Below are 17,331 nucleotides of genomic sequence, written 5' to 3'. Positions count from 1 at the left end.
CCTGCGGCAGGTCGGGGTGGACGCTCTGCGCTAGCGAACGACCGAACCTTCGATGTCCACGCCTGCCGCACGCATGCGATCTAGTGCGGCGGTGGTGGTGTGGGGGGCTACGCCCGCGGTGAAGTCCAGTAGTACTCGGGTGTCGAACCCTTCGATGCGGGCGTCCAGCGCGGTGGCGCGGACGCAGTGGTCGGTGGCGATTCCGACGATGTCGAGTTCATCGATGGCGCGCTCACGCAGCCAGTCCGCCAGGGTGGTGCCGTCCTCGGTGGCGCCCTCGAAACCCGAATAGGCGGCGCTGTATTGGCCCTTGGAGAAGATCTCCTGGATCTGTTCGGTATTCAGGGCGGGGTGGAAATCCGCGCCGGATGTGCCGACCCGGCAGTGCGGCGGCCAGGTGTCCACGTAATCCGGATGTTCGGAGAAATGGCCGCCTGGATCAATGTGGTAGTCGCGGGTGGCGACGACCGCACTGTAATGCGCGGAGTCCAGGTAGCCGGTGATGCGCCGGGCGACCGTCGCCCCGCCGGTGACGGCAAGTGATCCGCCCTCGCAGAAATCGTTCTGCACGTCGACGATGATCAAGGCTCGGTTCATGTCGACCTCACTTTCCCAGGATCTAAGACCGAAGGTGTAAACACTCGGGCCCCTGTCTGTGGATTACATTGTGCCGCCTGATCGATCGGGCGGGCCACGAACACACGGAGGTCCACGTGCGCAGTACCGTCAGAATTCCGATCGCACTCTTGATCGGTTACACGGCCTATCTCGTCACCGCTGTTCTGCTCGGCGATCGACCCGATGGGGTCGGTGACTGGGTGCCGCTGCTGATCAAAGGCTTCCTGATCGTGCTGGTAGCGATCTCCTTCGTGGAATGGCTGGCCAAGCGAGGACACGCCGAAGCCGTCCGGGTCAGGTCACAAATGTCGTCGGAATCGCAGGTTCCCCAGCCGACAGTTTCAGGCCCTCCCACGGCAGGCTGACCAAACCGCGCGCCACCAACTTGCGGCTGTCCGCCAGCGTGGGCAGCTCATCCACCGGTTCGCCGTCGCGAACCAGCGGTGTCAGCAGCTCGTGAACCTCGAATCCGTTTGCGGCGGGCCGGGTTCCGGCGGCCGGATAGATGATCTCCTCGACCACGGTACCGGTCCGGCGTGACAGCCGAATCGCCTTCTTGGTGCCGCCGCGCGACTCCTTGTGGCTGCTGCGTTTGGCGACCGGCAGCCCGTCCACCTCGACCAATTTGTAGACCATTCCGGCCGTGGGCGCGCCGGACCCGGTGACGAGCGACGTCCCGACCCCATAGGCGTCCACTGGTTCGGCGCGCAATGCGGCGATCGCGTACTCGTCCAGATCGCCGGAGACCACGATGCGGGTCTTGGTCGCGCCGAGTCCGTCGAGTTGCTCGCGCACCTGCCTGGCCAGTACGCCGAGATCACCCGAATCAATACGTACACCGCCCAATTCGGGTCCAGCGACCTCGATGGCGGTCGCCACCCCCTGGGTGATATCGAAAGTGTCGACCAGCAGTGTGGTGCCGATGCCGAGCGCCTCGATCTGACTACGAAACGCCGCCGCCTCATGCGCCCCGTCCGCGGCGCTGTGCAAGAGAGTGAACGCATGCGCGCTGGTGCCCGCACCGGGCACGCCGAAGCGGCGCACGGCCTCCAGATTGGAGGTGGCGTCGAAGCCCGCCAGATACGCCGCGCGCGCGCAGGACGGCGCCGCGAGTTCGTGGGCGCGGCGCGAGCCCATCTCGATGATCCGACGGCCGTCTGCGGCGCTCACCATGCGGGCGGCGGCCGAGGCGATCGCGCTGTCGTGATTGAGGATCGACAGGGCGAGGGTCTCCAGCAGGACGCATTCGGCGAAGCTGCCGCGCACCGAAAGAATCGGGGAGCCCGGGAAATACAGTTCGCCCTCCGGATAGCCGTCGATATCGCCGGTGAAGCGGTATTCGCGCAGCCAATCGATGGTCTTCGAGTCCAGGAAACCGGCCGCGATATCGAGCTCGGGCTCCTCGAAACGGAAATGCGCCAGCGCTTCGATCAGTCGGCCGGTACCCGCGACCACGCCGTAGCGGCGACCATTCGGCAAGCGCCGCGCAAACACCTCGAAGGTGCAGCGGCGGTGCGCCGAGCCGTCGCCGAGGGCGGCCGCGAGCATGGTCAGTTCGTACTGATCGGTCAGCAGTGCGGTGCTGCGCATGTCCACCCAAGCCACTGTAGACAGGCGTGGAGGCATGATAGGCCGGTGTGGCCGGGGTGTCTGTCAATTCGTGGTGCGCGGGTGTTGTGTATCCGGAGTCGCGTCGTACCCTGAGTGTTATGGCCTTGTGCGAAGTGAACGCGACACTGTCGGCGGCACAGGCGACTCCGGAGGCGGTCGAATACACCGAGATCCTGGAGGCCGAGGACCGTCCGTGGGTGACGGTCGTCTGGGATGACCCGGTCAACCTCATGCACTACGTCGCCTACATCTTCCAGAAGCTGTTCGGCTACAGCAAAGCGAAGGCGACCGAATTGATGCTCAAGGTGCACAACGAGGGCAAGGCAGTGGTGTCGTCGGGCTCGCGGGACAAAATGGAACAGGACGTACGACGGCTGCACGCCGCAGGGCTCTGGGCGACCATGCAGCGGGACGACTGACCGGTACGACTACCCTGACGTCAGTGCGTAAGTGGAGCCGGAAGAACTCGCTGAGCGGCCTCAAACTGCGATCCGAAATGGACGCGCGTGAGGCGAGCGTGCTGCGTTCCCTGGTCGGCGCCGTTTCCGGCCTGCTGACCGAGCGGGCCGAATCCGCACCCGACGATGAGCTCGCCGAGCTCACCGGGCTGCGCAGCGGCAATACGACACCGCCCGACGATCCCCGGCTGCACCGGCTACTGCCGGACTTCCACCGGAGCGAACCGGGCTCGCCCGACGCCGATCGCGCCGACCTCAACAGCGCGCTTCGCGGCCTGCACGAACCGGAGATCATCGACGCCAAGTTGGCCGCCGGATCGGTGGTGCTGAATACGGTGCCGACCGACGGCGGGAAGATTGTGCTGACACCCGAGCAGGCCGACGCGTGGTTGACCGCCCTGACCGATGTGCGGCTGGCTTTGGGCACGGTGCTCGGAATCGATGCCGAGACACCGGATCACCTCGAACCGGATGATCCGCGCGGGCCGCATCTGGATGTGTACCACTGGCTGACGTGGATGCAGGATTCGCTGCTGCAAGCCCTCGCGCCCTGACGGCGTCGGGCCATGATGCTCGAGGAGTGTGTGCTGTGAATGCGCAAGCGGGACCACGGAATTCGCTCACCGATGTCCCCAGCCTGCTCGTCGGGCACCACCATATGCTCGATCCGGACGCCACGCTGGGTTCCGGTGCGGCGACCGGCTGCACCGTCGTGCGCGTGCCCGGCGGTGCGATCGCCGCGGTCGATGTGCGCGGCGGCGGGCCGGGCACCAGGGAAACCGATCTGCTCGACCCGGGTAACACTGTGCGCCAAGTGAATTCGATCTTACTCACCGGCGGCAGCGCTTACGGACTCGCGGCAGCGGACGGCGTAATGCGTTGGCTCGAGGAACATCACGAGGGCATACCGATGGATCCGGCCGATCCGAGTCGAGTGGTGCCCATCGTTCCCGCCGCGGTGATCTTCGATCTTCCGGTGGGGGACTGGCGAATTCGACCGACCGCTGATTTCGGCTTCCTTGCGGCCGAGGCCGCCGCGGAGGAGTTCGAGCGTGGATGCGTCGGCGCTGGCGTCGGTGCGCGGGCGGGTTCGATCAAGGGTGGGGTGGGAACGGCCAGCGTTTTGCTCGGCGCGGGTGCCGCCGCGGGCGTCACCGTGGCGGCGCTGGTGGTCGCCAACCCGGTCGGCTCTGTTTTCGACCCGCGCACCGGCCTGCCATGGGGCATCGGCACCGAGGGACCCGACGCATTCGGCCTGTCTCCCGCTACGACCGAGCAACTGGCCGTGGCCAACACCCTCCCGGTCAAGGGCACCGTCCTCAACACGACCATCGGCGTGGTCGCCACTGACGCACCCCTGGACCCGGCCAGCTGTCAGCGCCTAGCGACCACAGCCCACGACGGGCTCGCTCGCGCGATCCGGCCCGCCCACTCACCCCTCGACGGCGATACCCTCTTCGCCCTGTCCACCGGCACCGCCGAAATCACCGAGGCCCCGCTGCCGCCTGCGTTCCCCTCCGACCTCCTGGCCCTCGACGAGATCTGTACAGCGGCGGCCGTCTGCGTCGAGCGCGCCATCGTCGACGCGATCCTGTCCGCCCACTCCGTGGCGGGCATCCCCGCGTACTCCGACCTCTTCTCGCGCTCCTAGCGAGTCCGCATAGCTTCGGCCAGTCTCGGTCATCGGCTTGTCGCGCTCGGGGCGGGTGCCGCAGAGTTTCGGGCGGCCTCGCACATCGACTCGCCGCTCGACCTGCTGGGCGGGTTTCGCGAAAGTGTGCGGCAGCCATGGCAACAGCGTCGGGGAGGGTACCGGCCGAGAGGCGGGTGGGAATAGCCGAATATTCTGGGTCGTTGTCGGGTGCGATATGTCGGCGGCGGATGTGCCGAATGCGGAAGGGTGACTCGTGCTGGTGATCAGGACCGACCTGGTGCAGGCGATGGTGGCGCATGCGCGCGCCGATCACCCGGACGAGGCCTGCGGCGTCATCGCCGGTCCGGAGGGTTCGGATCGACCCGAGCGGTTCATCGCCATGGTCAATGCCGAGCGCTCGCCGACCTTCTACCGGTTCGATTCCGGTGAACAGCTCAAGGTGTGGCGGGCGATGGATGATGCCGACGAGACCCCGGTCGTGATTTACCACTCCCATACCGCCACCGAGGCCTATCCGAGCCGCACCGATATCTCCTATGCGTCCGAGCCGTTCGCGCATTACGTGTTGATCTCCACCCGCGATCCCGAGCAGCACGAGCTGCGCAGCTACCGGATCGTGGACGGTGCGGTCACCGAGGAGCCGGTCCGGATCGTTGATGCGTACGAGACCGTTTAGTACCCCCATGTTCGTCGAATTCGAGGAGTCCCCATGCCGGTAACCGTGTCCATCCCGACCATCATGCGTGGCCTTACCGGAGGCGAGAAGCGCGTCGACGCGCAGGGCTCGACCCTGTCCGCGCTGATCGAGAACCTCGACGCCAACCATCCCGGCCTCGCCGAGCGGCTGCTCAAGGACGGCAAGCTGAACCGCTACGTCAACATCTACGTCGACGACGAGGATGTGCGCTTCGCGGGCGGGCTCGACGCGGATGTGCCCGAGGGCGCGAGCGTCACCATCCTGCCCGCCGTCGCCGGAGGCTGATCGACCCCGTGGCACGCTATGAATCGCTGATCGCGACCCTCGGAAACACCCCGCTGGTCGGTCTGCGCAACCTCTCCCCGCAGTGGGACGGCGAAAATCCGGTGCGGTTATGGGCCAAGCTCGAGGACCGCAACCCGACCGGTTCCATCAAGGACCGGCCCGCTCTGCGGATGATCGAACAGGCCGAGGCCGACGGCCTGCTGACCCCCGGCTGCATGATCCTGGAGCCGACCAGCGGAAATACCGGCATATCGCTGGCGATGGCGGCCAAACTCAAGGGCTACCGGCTGGTCTGCGTGATGCCGGAGAACACCTCGGTCGAGCGCCGTCAGCTGCTGACCATGTTCGGTGCGGAGATCATCGATTCCCCGGCCGCGGGCGGTTCGAATCAGGCGGTCGCGCTGGCTAAGCAGATCGCCGCGCAGAATCCGGACTGGGTGATGCTGTACCAGTACGGCAATCCGGCCAATGCCTTGGCGCACTACGAGACCACCGGTCCGGAAATCCTCGCCGACCTGCCCGAGATCACCCATTTCGTCGCAGGTCTCGGCACCACCGGCACGCTCATGGGGACGGGCCGTTTCCTGCGTGAGCAGGTGCCCGGCATCGAAATCGTCGCGGCCGAACCGCGCTACGGCGAACTCGTGTACGGACTGCGCAATATCGATGAGGGCTTCATTCCCGAGCTCTACGACGAGTCGGTGCTGACCACTCGTTTTTCGGTCGGTCCATTCGACGCGGTGAAGCGCACGCGTGAGCTGGTGTTGGAAGAGGGCATTTTCGCGGGTATTTCGACCGGTGCGATTCTGCATGCGGCGCTCGGTGTCGCGCGCAAATGCGTGCGCGCCGATACCCGGGCGGATATCGCATTCGTGGTTGCCGATGGCGGGTGGAAGTACCTGTCCACCGGCGCGTACGACGGGACGCTCGAAGAGGCCGAGGAACGCCTCGACGGCCAGCTCTGGGCCTGAATTTTCACTGGCCGTTTGGTCGCGATTCGTCCCGGTATCCTCGAAAGAGCGAGTCCCTTGTCGCATATCGTCGGCGTTCGGGCCCTCGCTCGACGAGGAGGTTGCGATGACCGGTGGTTCGGGAATCGGTTCGTCGTTCGATCCGGAACGGATCGCCGCACTACGCGCCCAACTCGGGCAGTCGAGAGTGTCTTCCGGTCCGTCCGCCGAACCGAACAGCCTCAAACAGCTCTGGATGCGCGCGGGCGTCATCATCACCGCCTTCGTCGCTCTGCTCTACGGAGTCGAAGGTGTCGACAACCTCGACCACAACCAACTCGATGACAACGGCATCGAACCGCGCGATGCGGACGGCCTGTGGGGCATTCTCTGGGCGCCGGTCCTGCACCACGGCTGGGACCATCTGTTCGCCAATACGCTTCCGGTGATCGTCCTCGGCTTCATCACGCTGCTCGCGGGCATCGCCCGCGGACTCACCGCCACCGCGATCATCTGGATCGTGGCCGGAGTCGGCGTCTGGCTCACCGGCGCCACCGGATCGGTGCATCTCGGCGCGTCCTCGCTGATCTTCGGCTGGTTGACCTTCCTGATCTCGCGCGGTTGGTTCGCCCGCAATCTGGTGCAGATCGGCATCGGCCTGGTTGTACTGGCGATTTACGGCTCGGTGCTGTTGGGTGTGCTGCCCGGACAGCCCGGAATCTCTTGGCAGGGGCATCTTTTCGGGGCAATGGGTGGAGTGCTGGCCGGCTGGGTACTCTCTGGTGATGAACGTCGACACCGTCGCGGGGATCGAGCCGGAGTCAGTGCGTAACCGCGGTAATCGCGCGGTTCGCAGCGGAGTGTGGGGGATCGGCTCTTGAGCGAGCGAGTAATAGGCACTGCCGGGCTCTCGCTCGTGACAGCGCCGCGCGTTAGCGAGGCGATGTCATGAGCGCGAATTCGTCGTGGGAGCATGGGGGAATGCGCCTTACCGTCCTCGGGTGCTCGGGCAGTGTGTCCGGCCCGGACTCCCCAGCGTCGGGGTACCTACTGACCGGGCCGGATATGTCGCCGGTGGTCATCGATTTCGGACCCGGCGTCTTGGGCGCATTGCAGCGCTACGCCGATCCCGGTGAAGTCGATATCTTCCTCACGCATCTGCATGCCGATCACTGCCTGGATCTGCCCGGGCTGCTGGTCTGGCGGCGCTACCATCCGACACCCCCCGTGGGGCAGGCGATCGTACGCGGCCCCTCCGATAGCGCGGCGCGCATCGGCAATGCCTCCGCCGAGATCGGCGGCGAATGCGACGATTGGTCCGACGTCATCGATCACCAGACGTGGGTGGAAGGTGAGGCGGTCGAATTCGGGCCGGGCCATACGGTGCTCGCGCGCCGGATGTATCATCCGCCCGAGTCGTACGGGCTGCGTATCGACACGGCGGCCGGGCGGACCTTCGTCTACACCGGCGACACCGCGATGTGCGATGCGGTACTCGAACTCGCACAGGGCGCCGACATTCTCATGTCGGAGGCGTCGTGGACGCACGATCCGGCCAACCGACCGCCGGGCATTCATCTTTCCGGCGCCGAGGCGGGCATTATCGCCGCGCGCGCGGGTGTAAAAGAGCTGCTGCTCACCCACATTCCGCCGTGGACCTCGCGCGAGGATGTGATCGCCGAGGCGAAGGCGCAGTTCTCCGGACCGGTGCACGCCGTCGCACCGGGCGAAACCTTCGACATCTGACCGGCTGCCGAGCGCGGTAGGCCATGTGACTAGGCTTGGCGCGTGTCGAGACGAGCCGATGGCAGGGCGGACGATGAGCTCCGCGAGGTACGGATCACCCGTGGCTTCACCACGCATCCAGCCGGTTCGGTGCTGGTGGAGTTCGGGCAGACCCGGGTGATGTGCACCGCGAGCGTCACCGAGGGCGTGCCCCCGTGGCGGCGCGATTCCGGCCTCGGCTGGCTCACCGCCGAATACGCGATGCTGCCTGCGGCGACGCATACCCGCAGCGGGCGGGAATCGGTGAAGGGCAAGGTCGGCGGCCGCACCCAGGAGATCAGCCGGTTGGTCGGCCGGTCGCTGCGGGCATGCATCGACCTGGCGGCCATCGGCGAGAACACTATTGCCATCGACTGCGATGTGCTGCAGGCCGACGGTGGCACCCGGACCGCGGCAATCACCGGCGCGTATGTCGCGCTCTCGGATGCGGTCACCTACCTCGGTGCGGCGGGCGGATTGGCCGACCCGCAGCCGATCTCGTGTGCGATCGCCGCGGTGAGCGTCGGTGTCGTCGACGGCCGGGTGCGATTGGACTTGCCGTATGAAGAGGATTCGCGCGCCGAGGTCGATATGAATGTGGTCGCCACCGATACCGGCACCCTGGTGGAGATCCAGGGCACCGGTGAGGGCGCCACCTTCCCGCGTTCCACCTTGGACAAGCTGCTCGACTCCGCACTCGCCGGATGTGAGCGGCTGTTCGCTATCCAGAAAGAGGCGCTGGCACTGCCATATCCGGGGGTGCTGCCGCAGCCTGCCGAGTCGAAGAAGAAGTGATGTCGCGCCGCGTTCTGGTCGCCAGTCGCAATGCCAAGAAGTTGAACGAGCTGCGGCGGATTCTCGCCGACGCGGGTATCGCGGGCATCGAGATCGTCGGGCTCGGCGATGTGCCGGCCTACGACGAGGCGCCCGAGACCGGCGCGACCTTCGAGGAGAATGCGCTGGCGAAGGCGCGCGATGGCGCCGCCGCCACCGGATTGCCCTGTGTCGCAGACGATTCCGGGATCGCGGTGGACGCACTGAACGGTATGCCCGGCGTGCTGTCCGCGCGCTGGTCCGGGGTGCACGGTGATGACGCGGCCAATAACGCCCTATTGCTCGCCCAACTCGGCGATGTACCGGACGAGTGGCGCGGCGCGCGGTTCGTCTCCACCTGCGCGCTGGTGGTGCCTGGTGGCACCGAAATCGTGGTGCGCGGTGAATGGCCGGGCACGATCGGCCGGAAACCGGCAGGCGACGGTGGATTCGGCTATGACCCGCTGTTCATCCCGACCGGCAGCGATATCACTGCTGCTCAGCTGACGCCCGCAGAGAAGGACGCCGTATCCCATCGCGGTCGCGCGCTCACCCAGCTTCTCCCTGCCCTGGCGGCCCTCGCCGAGTCCTGAATCAGCGCATCGCTCGAGGCGCCGCAACCTGCGCGGATCCCGGCGACGCATGTGTGCCGCCGCGAGACGGTGTCGATTCCCCTTGGGCGGCGCGCCAGGGCTGATTCGCCGCATTCCTGAGGAGGGGTGCTGGTGCAGGTGTCATTATCGGACTCGGGAATGTGCAGCGGCAGTGCGAGGGTGCTGATCCGGCAATGGTGCGAGTCCCGAGATGGGTGTGGAAGCTGAGATGGGCGCTGTTCCGCGCCGGGTGTGGAACCTCGGACGGGGTCGGAGTCCGCACGGGTGTGGAACCTGAGATGGCGCTGTGTCCGCGCTGGGTGCGGAACCTCGGATGGGCGGAGTCCGCACGGGGGTGTGGAATCTGGGACGGGCGCTGTGTCCGCGCTGGGTGCGGAACTCGGATGGGGAGTCCACGAGGGTGCGGAGTCCGCACCGTGCGGAACCTGGGACGGGTTCGGACCAGCGACGGGTGTGGAACCTCGGATGGTGCGGAGTCCGCATGGTGTGGAACCTGGGACGGGTTCGGGGCCCGCATCGGTGTGGAAGCTGGGTCGGGTCCGGGGCCCGCGACGGTGCGGAACTTCGGTTGGGTGCGGAGCCCATGGTGTGGAGCCCGCGATGGGTGCGAAACCTGGGACCGGTCCGGAGCCCTCGACGGGTTCGGACCCTGGGATGGGCCGGAGTTCGCGGGCGCAGGGTGGGTCAGAGGTTGAAGTCCTGTTTGACCTTGTTCGCGTTGACGTGTTCGACGAAGAAGGACAGCAGGGGGATGGTGCCTGCGATGAGGGTGCCGACGGTGCGCGGGATCGGCCAGCGCACCTTTACCGCGAGGTCGGCGGTGACCAGTAGGTAGACGAAGTAGACCCAGCCGTGCACGACCGCGATCCAGTTGGGAGTGTGCACGTCGAAGCCATATTTGGCGATCATTTCGCCGGTGAGCAGCAGCAGCCACAGACCCGTCGTCCAGGCGAGTACCCGGTAGCGCAGCAGTGCGGGCTTGATCTTCGCGACGTTGGTGGCCGTCGGCTCGGGGGTGAGCGTCGTGGCGGATTCGGTCGAGTTCTCGCTGGTGGTCAACCGGCGCTCCTCTGTGTGTCGTGGGCGAGGCCCGCGTCCCGGACGTGTTGGTCGATATCTTGTGCGTGCAGCTCGGCCAGATATTTGTTGTATTCGGCGAGCACCGGGTCATCGTCGTGGGCAGCCTTGGGCCGCTCGGGCAGTAGTCCGGCCGGAATCTCGCGCGGCGCAATGACTTTCGCGCTTCGGCGTGTCTTCGCTGGAGCCGAATCAGCTTCCGGCTCCTTATCCGCTTCGGATTCCAGCCGCACGAACCGGAAGTAGGCGAACACCGCGAATCCGGCGAACAGCGGCCACTGCAATGCGTAGCCGAGATTCTGGCCGGTGCCGCTCGCGGATTCGAACCGCTCCCACTGCCACCACCCCAATGCCAAGCAGGCGAGGGCGGCCACGATCACCAGCACGATGAGGGCCGGGCGATTGTGTGCCGAGCGGCGAGGTGGAGCGGACACGCATACCACGGTACCCGTCTACTACACGGTACGTAGGAGGAGGTCGGGACTCAGAACTTGTAGGTGATTCCGGTCATGCGCTCGGATTCCTCCCACAGGCGGCGCAGCAGTTCCGGATTGTTCGACAGCTTGCTCGACGGCGAGGGCTCGACCGGACCCTGGCTCTGGAACAGCCGGTTCGGACCCCAGTAGGTAGTGGGATCGGCATCGGGCATGGTGGCCGCGAACAGGGTGGAATGGGCGGCCTTGGCGGGGGCGTGGCCGATGATGCGGATGAAGGGCTTGCTGATCCGGTCGAGTGGGGTTTCGGTCCTGGCGAACAGGTCGGTTGCCGAGACGCCCGGGTGGACCGCGTAGGAGCGCTTATCGGAGCCGGCTTCGGTCAGCCGCCGTTGTAGTTCGCGAGCGAACATGAGGTTGGCCAGCTTGGACTGGGCGTAAGCGAGGTTGCGCTGGTAGCGGCGGTTCTCGTAGTTGAGATCGTCGATCCGCAGCTTCGGGGTCTGCTTGTGCGCGATGCTCGCCAAGCTCACCACCCGATCCCGAAGGCGATCCAGCAGCAGTCCGGTCAGCGCGAAATGTCCGAGGTGGTTGACGCCGAACTGGGTTTCGAACCCGTCCTTGGTGCGCGAGAACGGGATGTTCATCAGCCCGGCGTTATTGATGAGCACATCGAATTCGTCGGTCTTGTCGACGAATGCGCGCACCGATGCCAGATCGGCCAAATCCAGCTGCGCCACCCGGACGTCACCATCGATACGGTCGGCGATCGGCTGCGCCTTGGCGACATCGCGGCAGGCCATGATCACGGTGCCGCCCTTGCTTGCCAGCGCCGAGGTCGTCTCGACACCGAGACCGCCATTGGCTCCGGTGACAATGAAGGTGCGCCCGCTCTGGTCGGGCATATCTTTGGGGTTCCACGCCATGAGCCGACCTTACTTCGGAGTAAGTTCCAGTGGAAGAGCGACACGCGAGCTGGACCAAGCTGCTCGACGAAGAGACAAGAGCCGATCACCGCCTAATACTTGTGCCCGAATACTCGCCCACGTATATTCGTATGCGAGTAAGGAGATGTCCATGGCCACGAAGCGCAAGGTGAACAATCTGCTGGCGCTGGCAGTCCTCGCGACTGTCATCGAACGGCCGATGCATCGCTACGAAATCGCCTCGCAGATGCGTGAGCGCGGCAAGGACCGCGATATGGACATCAAATGGGGCTCGCTGTATACCGTCGTGCAGAACATGGAGAAGGCGGGCTTCCTCGAGGTAGTCGGCAGTGAGCGTGACGGTGCTCGGCCGGAACGCACGATCTATGCGATCACCGATGCCGGTCGCGCCGAAATGGCGGACTGGACAAGGGAATTGATTGCCGAGCCGGAGCCGGAACACCACCGGTTCACGGCCGGACTCTCCGTCGTGGCGGCACTGCCGCCGGATGAAGTCGTCGAGTTGCTCGGCCGGCGCATCGACGCGCTGGGTCGCATCATCGAGGCTGCGCGCCGAGAACTCGATCAACTCGCGGCCGCTAATCTGCCCCGACTCTTCATTGTCGAAGCCGAATATGGCGTGGCGATGCTGGAGGCCGAGGTGGCGTGGGCCGCATCGCTGCGTGACGAGATCGGCGCGGGCACCTTCCCCGGCGTCGATCTCTGGCGGCATATGCATGCCGTCGGCATGACGCCCGCTGAGGTCACCGAGCTGGTGGAAAGGGGGATGACGGAATAACGTCCCGCGCTCGACCCGGTCTGTACCGGGCGGAGTGAATTGCCGAGACCGGGCCCGGCGGGGTGCGGCAACACCGCCGCCGAGTCCGATGTAACCGTCTCGAACCGCGTCCGCATGCGCGCACCCGGCTACAAGGCTGGCAACCACAGGATAACTGGGTGTGCGATGGGACGGTCGGTTCGGGCTTCGAAGAAACCCGTATCGCACATAATTGGAGTACACCCATGTCCACAACAGAAACGGCCATTGTTATCGGCGGCGGCATCGCCGGACCCGTCACCGCGACCGCATTGCACAAGGCGGGCATCGCCGCTCGCGTCTACGAGGCCTATCCGGGTCCGACGTACGGGATCGGCAGCGGGCTGGCATTGGCACCGAATGGTGTTGCTGCCCTTGATATTGTCGGTGCGGGTGACCGCATTCGCGAGATCGCGAGTCCGGTATCGCATATGCAGATGTCGGTCGGCGGCAAAGTGTTGCAGATGCCGGAAATGCCCGACGTGCCGTCGTTGAAAATGGTCGACCGCAACGAATTGCACCGGACGCTGCACGATCACGCGGTCGCCACGGGCGTTCCCTTCGAGTACAACAAGCGACTCGTGCGCGTCGAGGAGGACGCGGACGGTATCACCGCGCACTTCGCCGATGGCAGTAGCGCAACCGCCGATGTATTGATCGGCGCGGACGGTATTCGCTCGACGGTGCGCGGCCTCATCGACCCGAATAATCCGGGACCGGAGTACACCGGGATGATCGGATTCGGCGCGATGCTCGACAATGATTACGGAATTGCCCCGGAGACAATGGTTTTCGCATTCGGAAAGAAGGCGTACTACCTCTACGGAACCGTCGACGACAACAAGGTCATGTGGGGTGCCAATCTGCCGCACAAGGAGTATCTGTCGCTGACCGAGGCACGCGCGATTCCGGCCGAGCAATGGTTGGCCATCCTGCGGGAGACCTATGCCGAGGACACCCCGGGCGGTGAATTCGCTCGCAGAACTACCGCCGAAAACCTGGAAACGACTGGGGCCCTGCATATTATGCCGCCGGTGCCGACTTGGTATCGGGGACGCATGGTGTTGGTCGGGGATTCGGTGCACGCGCCGTCCAACAGCTCGGGTCAGGGGGCGTCGCTGGCCATCGAGAGTGCGGTGCAGTTGGCGCGCTGTCTGCGGGACCTGCCGGATCACACCTCGGCCTTCGCCGCCTATGAAGGGGTGCGACGGCCGCGGGTGGAGAGTGTCGCGGCTCGGGCGCGCAAGATCAACCACACAAAGACGCCAGGACCCGTGGCGCGCCGGATGATGTCCATGCTGATGCCGCTGCTGATCAAGGGCATGAACCCGGAGAAGACCATGGGTGTCGAGCAGCGGTATCGGATCGATTGGGATGCACCGGTACAGCAGGAGTTGGTGACTGCGAAGGCGTAGTGCTGATGCTGCCTGCCTCTTCCTGGGCAGGCGGCATTATTTCGAACCCGGAGCCGGTTCGTCCGTACCGGGCTGTCGTGGTTGGCGTCCTGATTCGGATGCGGTTGCTGCTGACGCGCCGTACCCGCTGCCACCGCGCACCGGAAACCCCTTCGCTTCCTCCGGAAACCCTGGCTGCTCAAAGGCTTTGGTTCAAGTCGCCATCAGCTTGGGCCAACTGGTCGCGCTGCTCCCGGTCCTGATCGTGCTGATCATCGGCCTTGCCCTCGACCTCACCGCCGTACTGTGGCTGGCCCTGCCGGTCGGGATCGCGATCGGGATCACCGGAGCTGTGCTCGGTGCACGTCTCGCCGAAGAACGGTTGTCCGCCCGTGGACGAGAAGTTCTTGCGGCTGTGCGGCCGCGTTGATGCTGGGCGAAAACGTCAGTTGGCTTGCGTCCGACGCTGTGCGGAGCGGCGGCGGAGGTATTCGGCGGTTCGGTCGTCGGCGGGCAGGAAGGCTTCCAGATGGAGTTCGGAGAGGGTTATGTCTACGGCGGTGGCGAAGCTGGTGATGGTGGTGATGAGGCGGAGTTCGCCGTCGGGGGCGGTCAGGCGCAGGGGAACGGCGAAGCCGAGGTGGTCGGGGCCCGGGGCGGTGGCGGGGAGGTAGCTTTCGAGTTCGGCTATGAAGTCGTCGAGGCTGGGGTCGGGGCTGCGTAGGGCCTTGGCGCGCAGGCTTTCGGTGACGTGGCGGCCCCACTCGGGAAGGTTCAGCACGCGTCGTGCCAGACCGTCGGGGTGTAGGGCGAGGCGAAGGACGTTGATCGGCGCGGTGATCAGGTCCGCCGCGGCGCCCTCGGTGAGGATGTCGAAGGCGGCATTGGCGGCGACCAGTTGGCCGTAAGGGCGGGTGACCACAGCGGGGTAGGGTAGGTGCCCTTCCAGAATGCGCTCCAATGCGACTCGCACCGGGCCCAATTCCGGTGTGTTCAAATCGGATTCGGGAAAGATCGGGGCATAACCCGCAGCGAGCAGCAGGGCATTGCGCTCGCGCAGCGACAATTCCAGCGATTCGGCCAGCCGCACCACCATGGTGCGTCCCGGGCGCGAGCGTCCCTGCTCCAGGAAGCTCAGATAGCGCTGGCTGGTGTCCGCGCGAATGGCCAGGTCGAGCTGGCTCACATGCCGTTGCGAGCGCCAGTGCCGCAACTGCTGAGCAAACGGATTCGGCTCCACCACTGTCGTCATGAATTCAGTGATATCCGACTCGCGGTATCCGCGCCATTCCCTGGAGGGAATCACCGAACCCGCATCAGGTGTCATTCCCTGGAGGGAATCGCGACACAACGCCGCGCCCGCAAAACTCGGTGCCATGAGCAACCAAGACCTGACCCGTTTCGCCGAGCGCTACATGTCCCAGTGGAACGAATCCGATCCGGAGATCCGCCGCAAGCTGATCCACGAGATCTGGGCACCCGAAGGCGCCCAGACCCTGGTCGACCCGCCGGTGGAGATCCGCGAGGCGGCGGCGAACCTGAACTTCGCCGTACCCGCCCTGCAAGTGCGCGGCCACGACGCCATGGAAGCCCGGGTATCGCGCGCCTACGAGATGTTCGTGGCTCCCGGCGAATACATCTTCGAGGTGGGTGCGGCCACCCCGCTGCCCACCGGGCTGATCGGCTTGCCGTGGTCGATGGTCTCGCGCGCCGACGGGTCCGTCGCGGGCGGCGGTTACGAGGTGATCGGGCTCGACCCGGATGGTCGGATCACCTCCGACCACCAATTCATTGAAGGCGTGCGATGACCGAAGCGACGACCTTACGGTTCAGCCGGATAGTGTGCACCGCCGACGGCGGCTCCCGATTCGTCGATGCGGAACTCGCGCTGACCGGTCGAACCGTTGCCGCGGGCGTACCCGCAATGGCGGTCGCCGGAATGTCGGCGGCGGCGACCGTAACCTACTTGCGCAGTTCGCGATTCGACAGCGAACCGCACCCCGCTCCGGCGCGCCAATGGGTCGTGATGCTGCGCGGCGTCATCGAAGTGACCACGAGCGACGGCGTTCAGCGCAGATTCGGCCCAGGCGACCTCGTCCATGTCGAGGACACCGACGGCCGCGGCCACATCACCACCGGTGTCGGAGAAGCGCCGTTCGAGGCGCTGTTCGTGCCTACCACAGAAAGCGGATCATGAACGCCATTGCCTACCACCTCGATCCACTACATGGCCTCGCCGGTTTGACCGTCCGGGACCAGGAGTTGCCGCAGCCGGGGCCGAATCAGGTGGTCATCAGGCTGCGCGCGGCCTCGCTCAACCGACGGGATCTGATGTTGATGGATGGCAGCTATCCGCTGCCCGCGACCCCGGACATCATCCCGCTGTCCGATGGTGTCGGTGAGGTTATCGCCGTGGGGGCGAATGTAACTCGCACCACACTCGGCGACCGGGTGACCGCGTCGTACTTCGTGCGCTTCGTCAATGGCCCGCAGCGGCTGGCGCATGTCGCCGAACAGTACGGCGCCAACTACAACGGCATGCTCGCCACCTATGCGGTTCTCGAAGAGGATTCGGTGGTGCATGTGCCCGAACATCTCACCGATGTCGAGGCGGCCACGCTGACCTGCGCGGGAGTCGTCGCATGGGCGGCGCTGACCACACCGGTACCGGTGTCTTCGGATCAGACGGTGCTGACCGTCGGTAGCGGTACCGTTGCGTTATTCGCCGTACAGCACGCGAAGATGCATGGTGCCAAGGTCATTTCGATTACCTCCGGCCCGGAGAAGGCGCAGCGGCTGCACAAACTCGGCGCGGACGAGACCATCGACCGCAATGCCACGCCGGACTGGGACCAGCAGGTACTCGAGCTCACCGACGGCAACGGTGTCGAACATGTGGTGGAGGCTGTCGGACTACCCACCCTGTCGAAATCGGTGCGCTCCGCGGGCTACAACGCGATGATCACCATGATCGGCGCGTCCCAGCTGCCGCCGGGACAAGCATTCGAGAATCCGTTCGTCGGACCGTATCTCGCCATCCGCCGGATAGCGGTCGGCAGCCGGGACGATTTCGAGGCGATGAACCGCGCCATCACCGCCCATCGCATGCGCCCGGTCGTCGATCGGACTTTTCCGCTCGATCAGGCAGTGCAGGCATACCGCTACTTCCGGGAGGACAATCCGTTCGGCAAGGTCGTCATCACCATGCCGTAGGCGTGC

22 protein-coding genes are annotated in these 17,331 nt (G+C 65.6%); 16 read left to right on the top strand and 6 right to left on the bottom strand.

Features of this window, described 5'->3' with window-relative positions:
* Positions 1-30: 30 nt before the first annotated feature.
* Positions 31-597, bottom strand: coding sequence for a nicotinamidase (locus tag ACIBG0_RS24010; RefSeq protein ID WP_397035193.1), 567 nt, complete (start codon positions 595-597; stop codon positions 31-33).
* Positions 598-912: 315 nt separating this feature from the next.
* Positions 913-2,208: a nicotinate phosphoribosyltransferase gene (locus ACIBG0_RS24005; RefSeq protein ID WP_397035220.1), complete on the bottom strand. Its 1,296-nt coding sequence runs from the start codon at positions 2,206-2,208 to the stop codon at positions 913-915.
* A 119-nt stretch (positions 2,209-2,327) separates the two neighbouring features.
* Between ACIBG0_RS24005 and clpS the strand changes: the two genes are divergently transcribed.
* The 10 genes from clpS to rdgB all read left to right on the top strand — a co-directional run bounded on the left by clpS (position 2,328) and on the right by rdgB (position 9,443).
* Entirely contained in the window at positions 2,328-2,648 is a 321-nt protein-coding gene (clpS, locus tag ACIBG0_RS24000; RefSeq protein WP_040687186.1) for an ATP-dependent Clp protease adapter ClpS, read from the top strand.
* Positions 2,649-2,671: 23 nt separating this feature from the next.
* Positions 2,672-3,241 (top strand): DUF2017 domain-containing protein, encoded by a 570-nt coding sequence (locus ACIBG0_RS23995; RefSeq protein WP_364355678.1) that lies wholly within the window; start codon positions 2,672-2,674, stop codon positions 3,239-3,241.
* A gap of 35 nt (positions 3,242-3,276) precedes the next feature.
* Complete coding sequence (locus tag ACIBG0_RS23990; RefSeq protein ID WP_397035192.1) at positions 3,277-4,338, top strand: P1 family peptidase; 1,062 nt, start codon at positions 3,277-3,279, stop codon at positions 4,336-4,338.
* Between the two features lie 256 nt (positions 4,339-4,594).
* Entirely contained in the window at positions 4,595-5,017 is a 423-nt protein-coding gene (locus tag ACIBG0_RS23985; protein WP_397035191.1) for a Mov34/MPN/PAD-1 family protein, read from the top strand.
* 33 nt (positions 5,018-5,050) lie between these two features.
* A complete protein-coding gene (locus ACIBG0_RS23980) occupies positions 5,051-5,323 on the top strand; it encodes a MoaD/ThiS family protein (RefSeq protein WP_397035190.1) in 273 nt (90 codons plus the stop codon).
* Between the two features lie 8 nt (positions 5,324-5,331).
* The gene (locus ACIBG0_RS23975; RefSeq protein WP_397035189.1) at positions 5,332-6,294 is read left to right on the top strand and encodes a PLP-dependent cysteine synthase family protein; all 963 of its coding nucleotides are present in this window, start codon (positions 5,332-5,334) and stop codon (positions 6,292-6,294) included.
* A gap of 106 nt (positions 6,295-6,400) precedes the next feature.
* Positions 6,401-7,105: a rhomboid family intramembrane serine protease gene (locus ACIBG0_RS23970; protein WP_397035188.1), complete on the top strand. Its 705-nt coding sequence runs from the start codon at positions 6,401-6,403 to the stop codon at positions 7,103-7,105.
* Positions 7,106-7,254: 149 nt separating this feature from the next.
* Complete coding sequence (locus tag ACIBG0_RS23965) at positions 7,255-8,019, top strand: cyclic nucleotide-degrading phosphodiesterase (RefSeq protein ID WP_397035187.1); 765 nt, start codon at positions 7,255-7,257, stop codon at positions 8,017-8,019.
* Between the two features lie 42 nt (positions 8,020-8,061).
* A complete protein-coding gene (rph, locus tag ACIBG0_RS23960; protein ID WP_397035186.1) occupies positions 8,062-8,832 on the top strand; it encodes a ribonuclease PH in 771 nt (256 codons plus the stop codon).
* Complete coding sequence (gene rdgB, locus ACIBG0_RS23955; protein WP_397035185.1) at positions 8,832-9,443, top strand: RdgB/HAM1 family non-canonical purine NTP pyrophosphatase; 612 nt, start codon at positions 8,832-8,834, stop codon at positions 9,441-9,443. The genes rph and rdgB overlap by 1 nt, the downstream gene beginning before the upstream one ends.
* Positions 9,444-10,148: 705 nt before the next feature.
* On the opposite strand, the gene ACIBG0_RS23950 is transcribed toward rdgB, so the two are convergent.
* Genes ACIBG0_RS23950 through ACIBG0_RS23940 form a run of 3 tightly spaced genes read right to left on the bottom strand, consistent with a single transcriptional unit; the run spans position 10,149 to position 11,901 of the window.
* Positions 10,149-10,523: a DUF3817 domain-containing protein gene (locus ACIBG0_RS23950; protein ID WP_397035184.1), complete on the bottom strand. Its 375-nt coding sequence runs from the start codon at positions 10,521-10,523 to the stop codon at positions 10,149-10,151.
* Positions 10,520-10,975 (bottom strand): transcriptional regulator, encoded by a 456-nt coding sequence (locus ACIBG0_RS23945; RefSeq protein ID WP_397035183.1) that lies wholly within the window; start codon positions 10,973-10,975, stop codon positions 10,520-10,522. The genes ACIBG0_RS23950 and ACIBG0_RS23945 overlap by 4 nt, the downstream gene beginning before the upstream one ends.
* Before the next feature lie 50 nt (positions 10,976-11,025).
* Positions 11,026-11,901, bottom strand: coding sequence for an oxidoreductase (locus ACIBG0_RS23940; RefSeq protein ID WP_397035182.1), 876 nt, complete (start codon positions 11,899-11,901; stop codon positions 11,026-11,028).
* Between the two features lie 151 nt (positions 11,902-12,052).
* Here ACIBG0_RS23940 and ACIBG0_RS23935 point away from each other — a divergent pair, with 151 nt between their 5' ends.
* From ACIBG0_RS23935 to ACIBG0_RS23925, 3 genes are all read left to right on the top strand, one after another.
* Entirely contained in the window at positions 12,053-12,700 is a 648-nt protein-coding gene (locus ACIBG0_RS23935) for a PadR family transcriptional regulator (RefSeq protein ID WP_397035181.1), read from the top strand.
* A gap of 224 nt (positions 12,701-12,924) precedes the next feature.
* Positions 12,925-14,133, top strand: a complete 1,209-nt coding sequence (locus ACIBG0_RS23930; protein ID WP_397035180.1) for an FAD-dependent oxidoreductase — start codon at positions 12,925-12,927, stop codon at positions 14,131-14,133.
* 187 nt (positions 14,134-14,320) lie between these two features.
* A complete protein-coding gene (locus tag ACIBG0_RS23925) occupies positions 14,321-14,542 on the top strand; it encodes a hypothetical protein (protein ID WP_397035179.1) in 222 nt (73 codons plus the stop codon).
* A gap of 15 nt (positions 14,543-14,557) precedes the next feature.
* On the opposite strand, the gene ACIBG0_RS23920 is transcribed toward ACIBG0_RS23925, so the two are convergent.
* The gene (locus ACIBG0_RS23920) at positions 14,558-15,364 is read right to left on the bottom strand and encodes a helix-turn-helix domain-containing protein (RefSeq protein WP_397035219.1); all 807 of its coding nucleotides are present in this window, start codon (positions 15,362-15,364) and stop codon (positions 14,558-14,560) included.
* Between the two features lie 124 nt (positions 15,365-15,488).
* On the opposite strand from ACIBG0_RS23920, the gene ACIBG0_RS23915 reads away from it, so the two are divergent.
* From ACIBG0_RS23915 to ACIBG0_RS23905, 3 genes are read left to right on the top strand one after another with little or no spacing between them, the layout of a single operon-like run.
* Complete coding sequence (locus tag ACIBG0_RS23915; protein WP_397035178.1) at positions 15,489-15,920, top strand: hypothetical protein; 432 nt, start codon at positions 15,489-15,491, stop codon at positions 15,918-15,920.
* Positions 15,917-16,309 (top strand): hypothetical protein, encoded by a 393-nt coding sequence (locus tag ACIBG0_RS23910; protein WP_397035177.1) that lies wholly within the window; start codon positions 15,917-15,919, stop codon positions 16,307-16,309. Before ACIBG0_RS23915 ends, ACIBG0_RS23910 begins: the two co-directional genes overlap by 4 nt.
* Positions 16,306-17,325: an NAD(P)-dependent alcohol dehydrogenase gene (locus tag ACIBG0_RS23905; protein ID WP_397035176.1), complete on the top strand. Its 1,020-nt coding sequence runs from the start codon at positions 16,306-16,308 to the stop codon at positions 17,323-17,325. The genes ACIBG0_RS23910 and ACIBG0_RS23905 overlap by 4 nt, the downstream gene beginning before the upstream one ends.
* Positions 17,326-17,331: the final 6 nt, after the last annotated feature.

Origin of the sequence: Nocardia sp. NPDC050630 (genome assembly GCF_044457245.1) — a bacterium.
Lineage (GTDB): Bacteria > Actinomycetota > Actinomycetes > Mycobacteriales > Mycobacteriaceae > Nocardia.
Note: the sequence above shows the minus strand (reverse complement) of the source record. Positions and strands in the feature narration are given on the sequence as shown.

What these genes read in the sequence shown, in the direction of transcription:
- ACIBG0_RS23905 (WP_397035176.1), top strand. Translation starts at nt 16,306, where the DNA reads ATGAACGCCATTGCCTACCACCTCGATCCACTACATGGCCTCGCCGGT.
- ACIBG0_RS24010 (WP_397035193.1), bottom strand. Translation starts at nt 597, where the DNA reads ATGAACCGAGCCTTGATCATCGTCGACGTGCAGAACGATTTCTGCGAG.
- ACIBG0_RS23915 (WP_397035178.1), top strand. Translation starts at nt 15,489, where the DNA reads ATGAGCAACCAAGACCTGACCCGTTTCGCCGAGCGCTACATGTCCCAG.
- ACIBG0_RS23930 (WP_397035180.1), top strand. Translation starts at nt 12,925, where the DNA reads ATGTCCACAACAGAAACGGCCATTGTTATCGGCGGCGGCATCGCCGGA.
- clpS (WP_040687186.1), top strand. Translation starts at nt 2,328, where the DNA reads ATGGCCTTGTGCGAAGTGAACGCGACACTGTCGGCGGCACAGGCGACT.
- ACIBG0_RS24005 (WP_397035220.1), bottom strand. Translation starts at nt 2,208, where the DNA reads ATGCGCAGCACCGCACTGCTGACCGATCAGTACGAACTGACCATGCTC.
- ACIBG0_RS23980 (WP_397035190.1), top strand. Translation starts at nt 5,051, where the DNA reads ATGCCGGTAACCGTGTCCATCCCGACCATCATGCGTGGCCTTACCGGA.
- ACIBG0_RS23970 (WP_397035188.1), top strand. Translation starts at nt 6,401, where the DNA reads ATGACCGGTGGTTCGGGAATCGGTTCGTCGTTCGATCCGGAACGGATC.
- ACIBG0_RS23920 (WP_397035219.1), bottom strand. Translation starts at nt 15,364, where the DNA reads ATGACGACAGTGGTGGAGCCGAATCCGTTTGCTCAGCAGTTGCGGCAC.
- ACIBG0_RS23910 (WP_397035177.1), top strand. Translation starts at nt 15,917, where the DNA reads ATGACCGAAGCGACGACCTTACGGTTCAGCCGGATAGTGTGCACCGCC.
- ACIBG0_RS23965 (WP_397035187.1), top strand. Translation starts at nt 7,255, where the DNA reads ATGCGCCTTACCGTCCTCGGGTGCTCGGGCAGTGTGTCCGGCCCGGAC.
- ACIBG0_RS23940 (WP_397035182.1), bottom strand. Translation starts at nt 11,901, where the DNA reads ATGGCGTGGAACCCCAAAGATATGCCCGACCAGAGCGGGCGCACCTTC.
- rdgB (WP_397035185.1), top strand. Translation starts at nt 8,832, where the DNA reads ATGTCGCGCCGCGTTCTGGTCGCCAGTCGCAATGCCAAGAAGTTGAAC.
- ACIBG0_RS23935 (WP_397035181.1), top strand. Translation starts at nt 12,053, where the DNA reads ATGGCCACGAAGCGCAAGGTGAACAATCTGCTGGCGCTGGCAGTCCTC.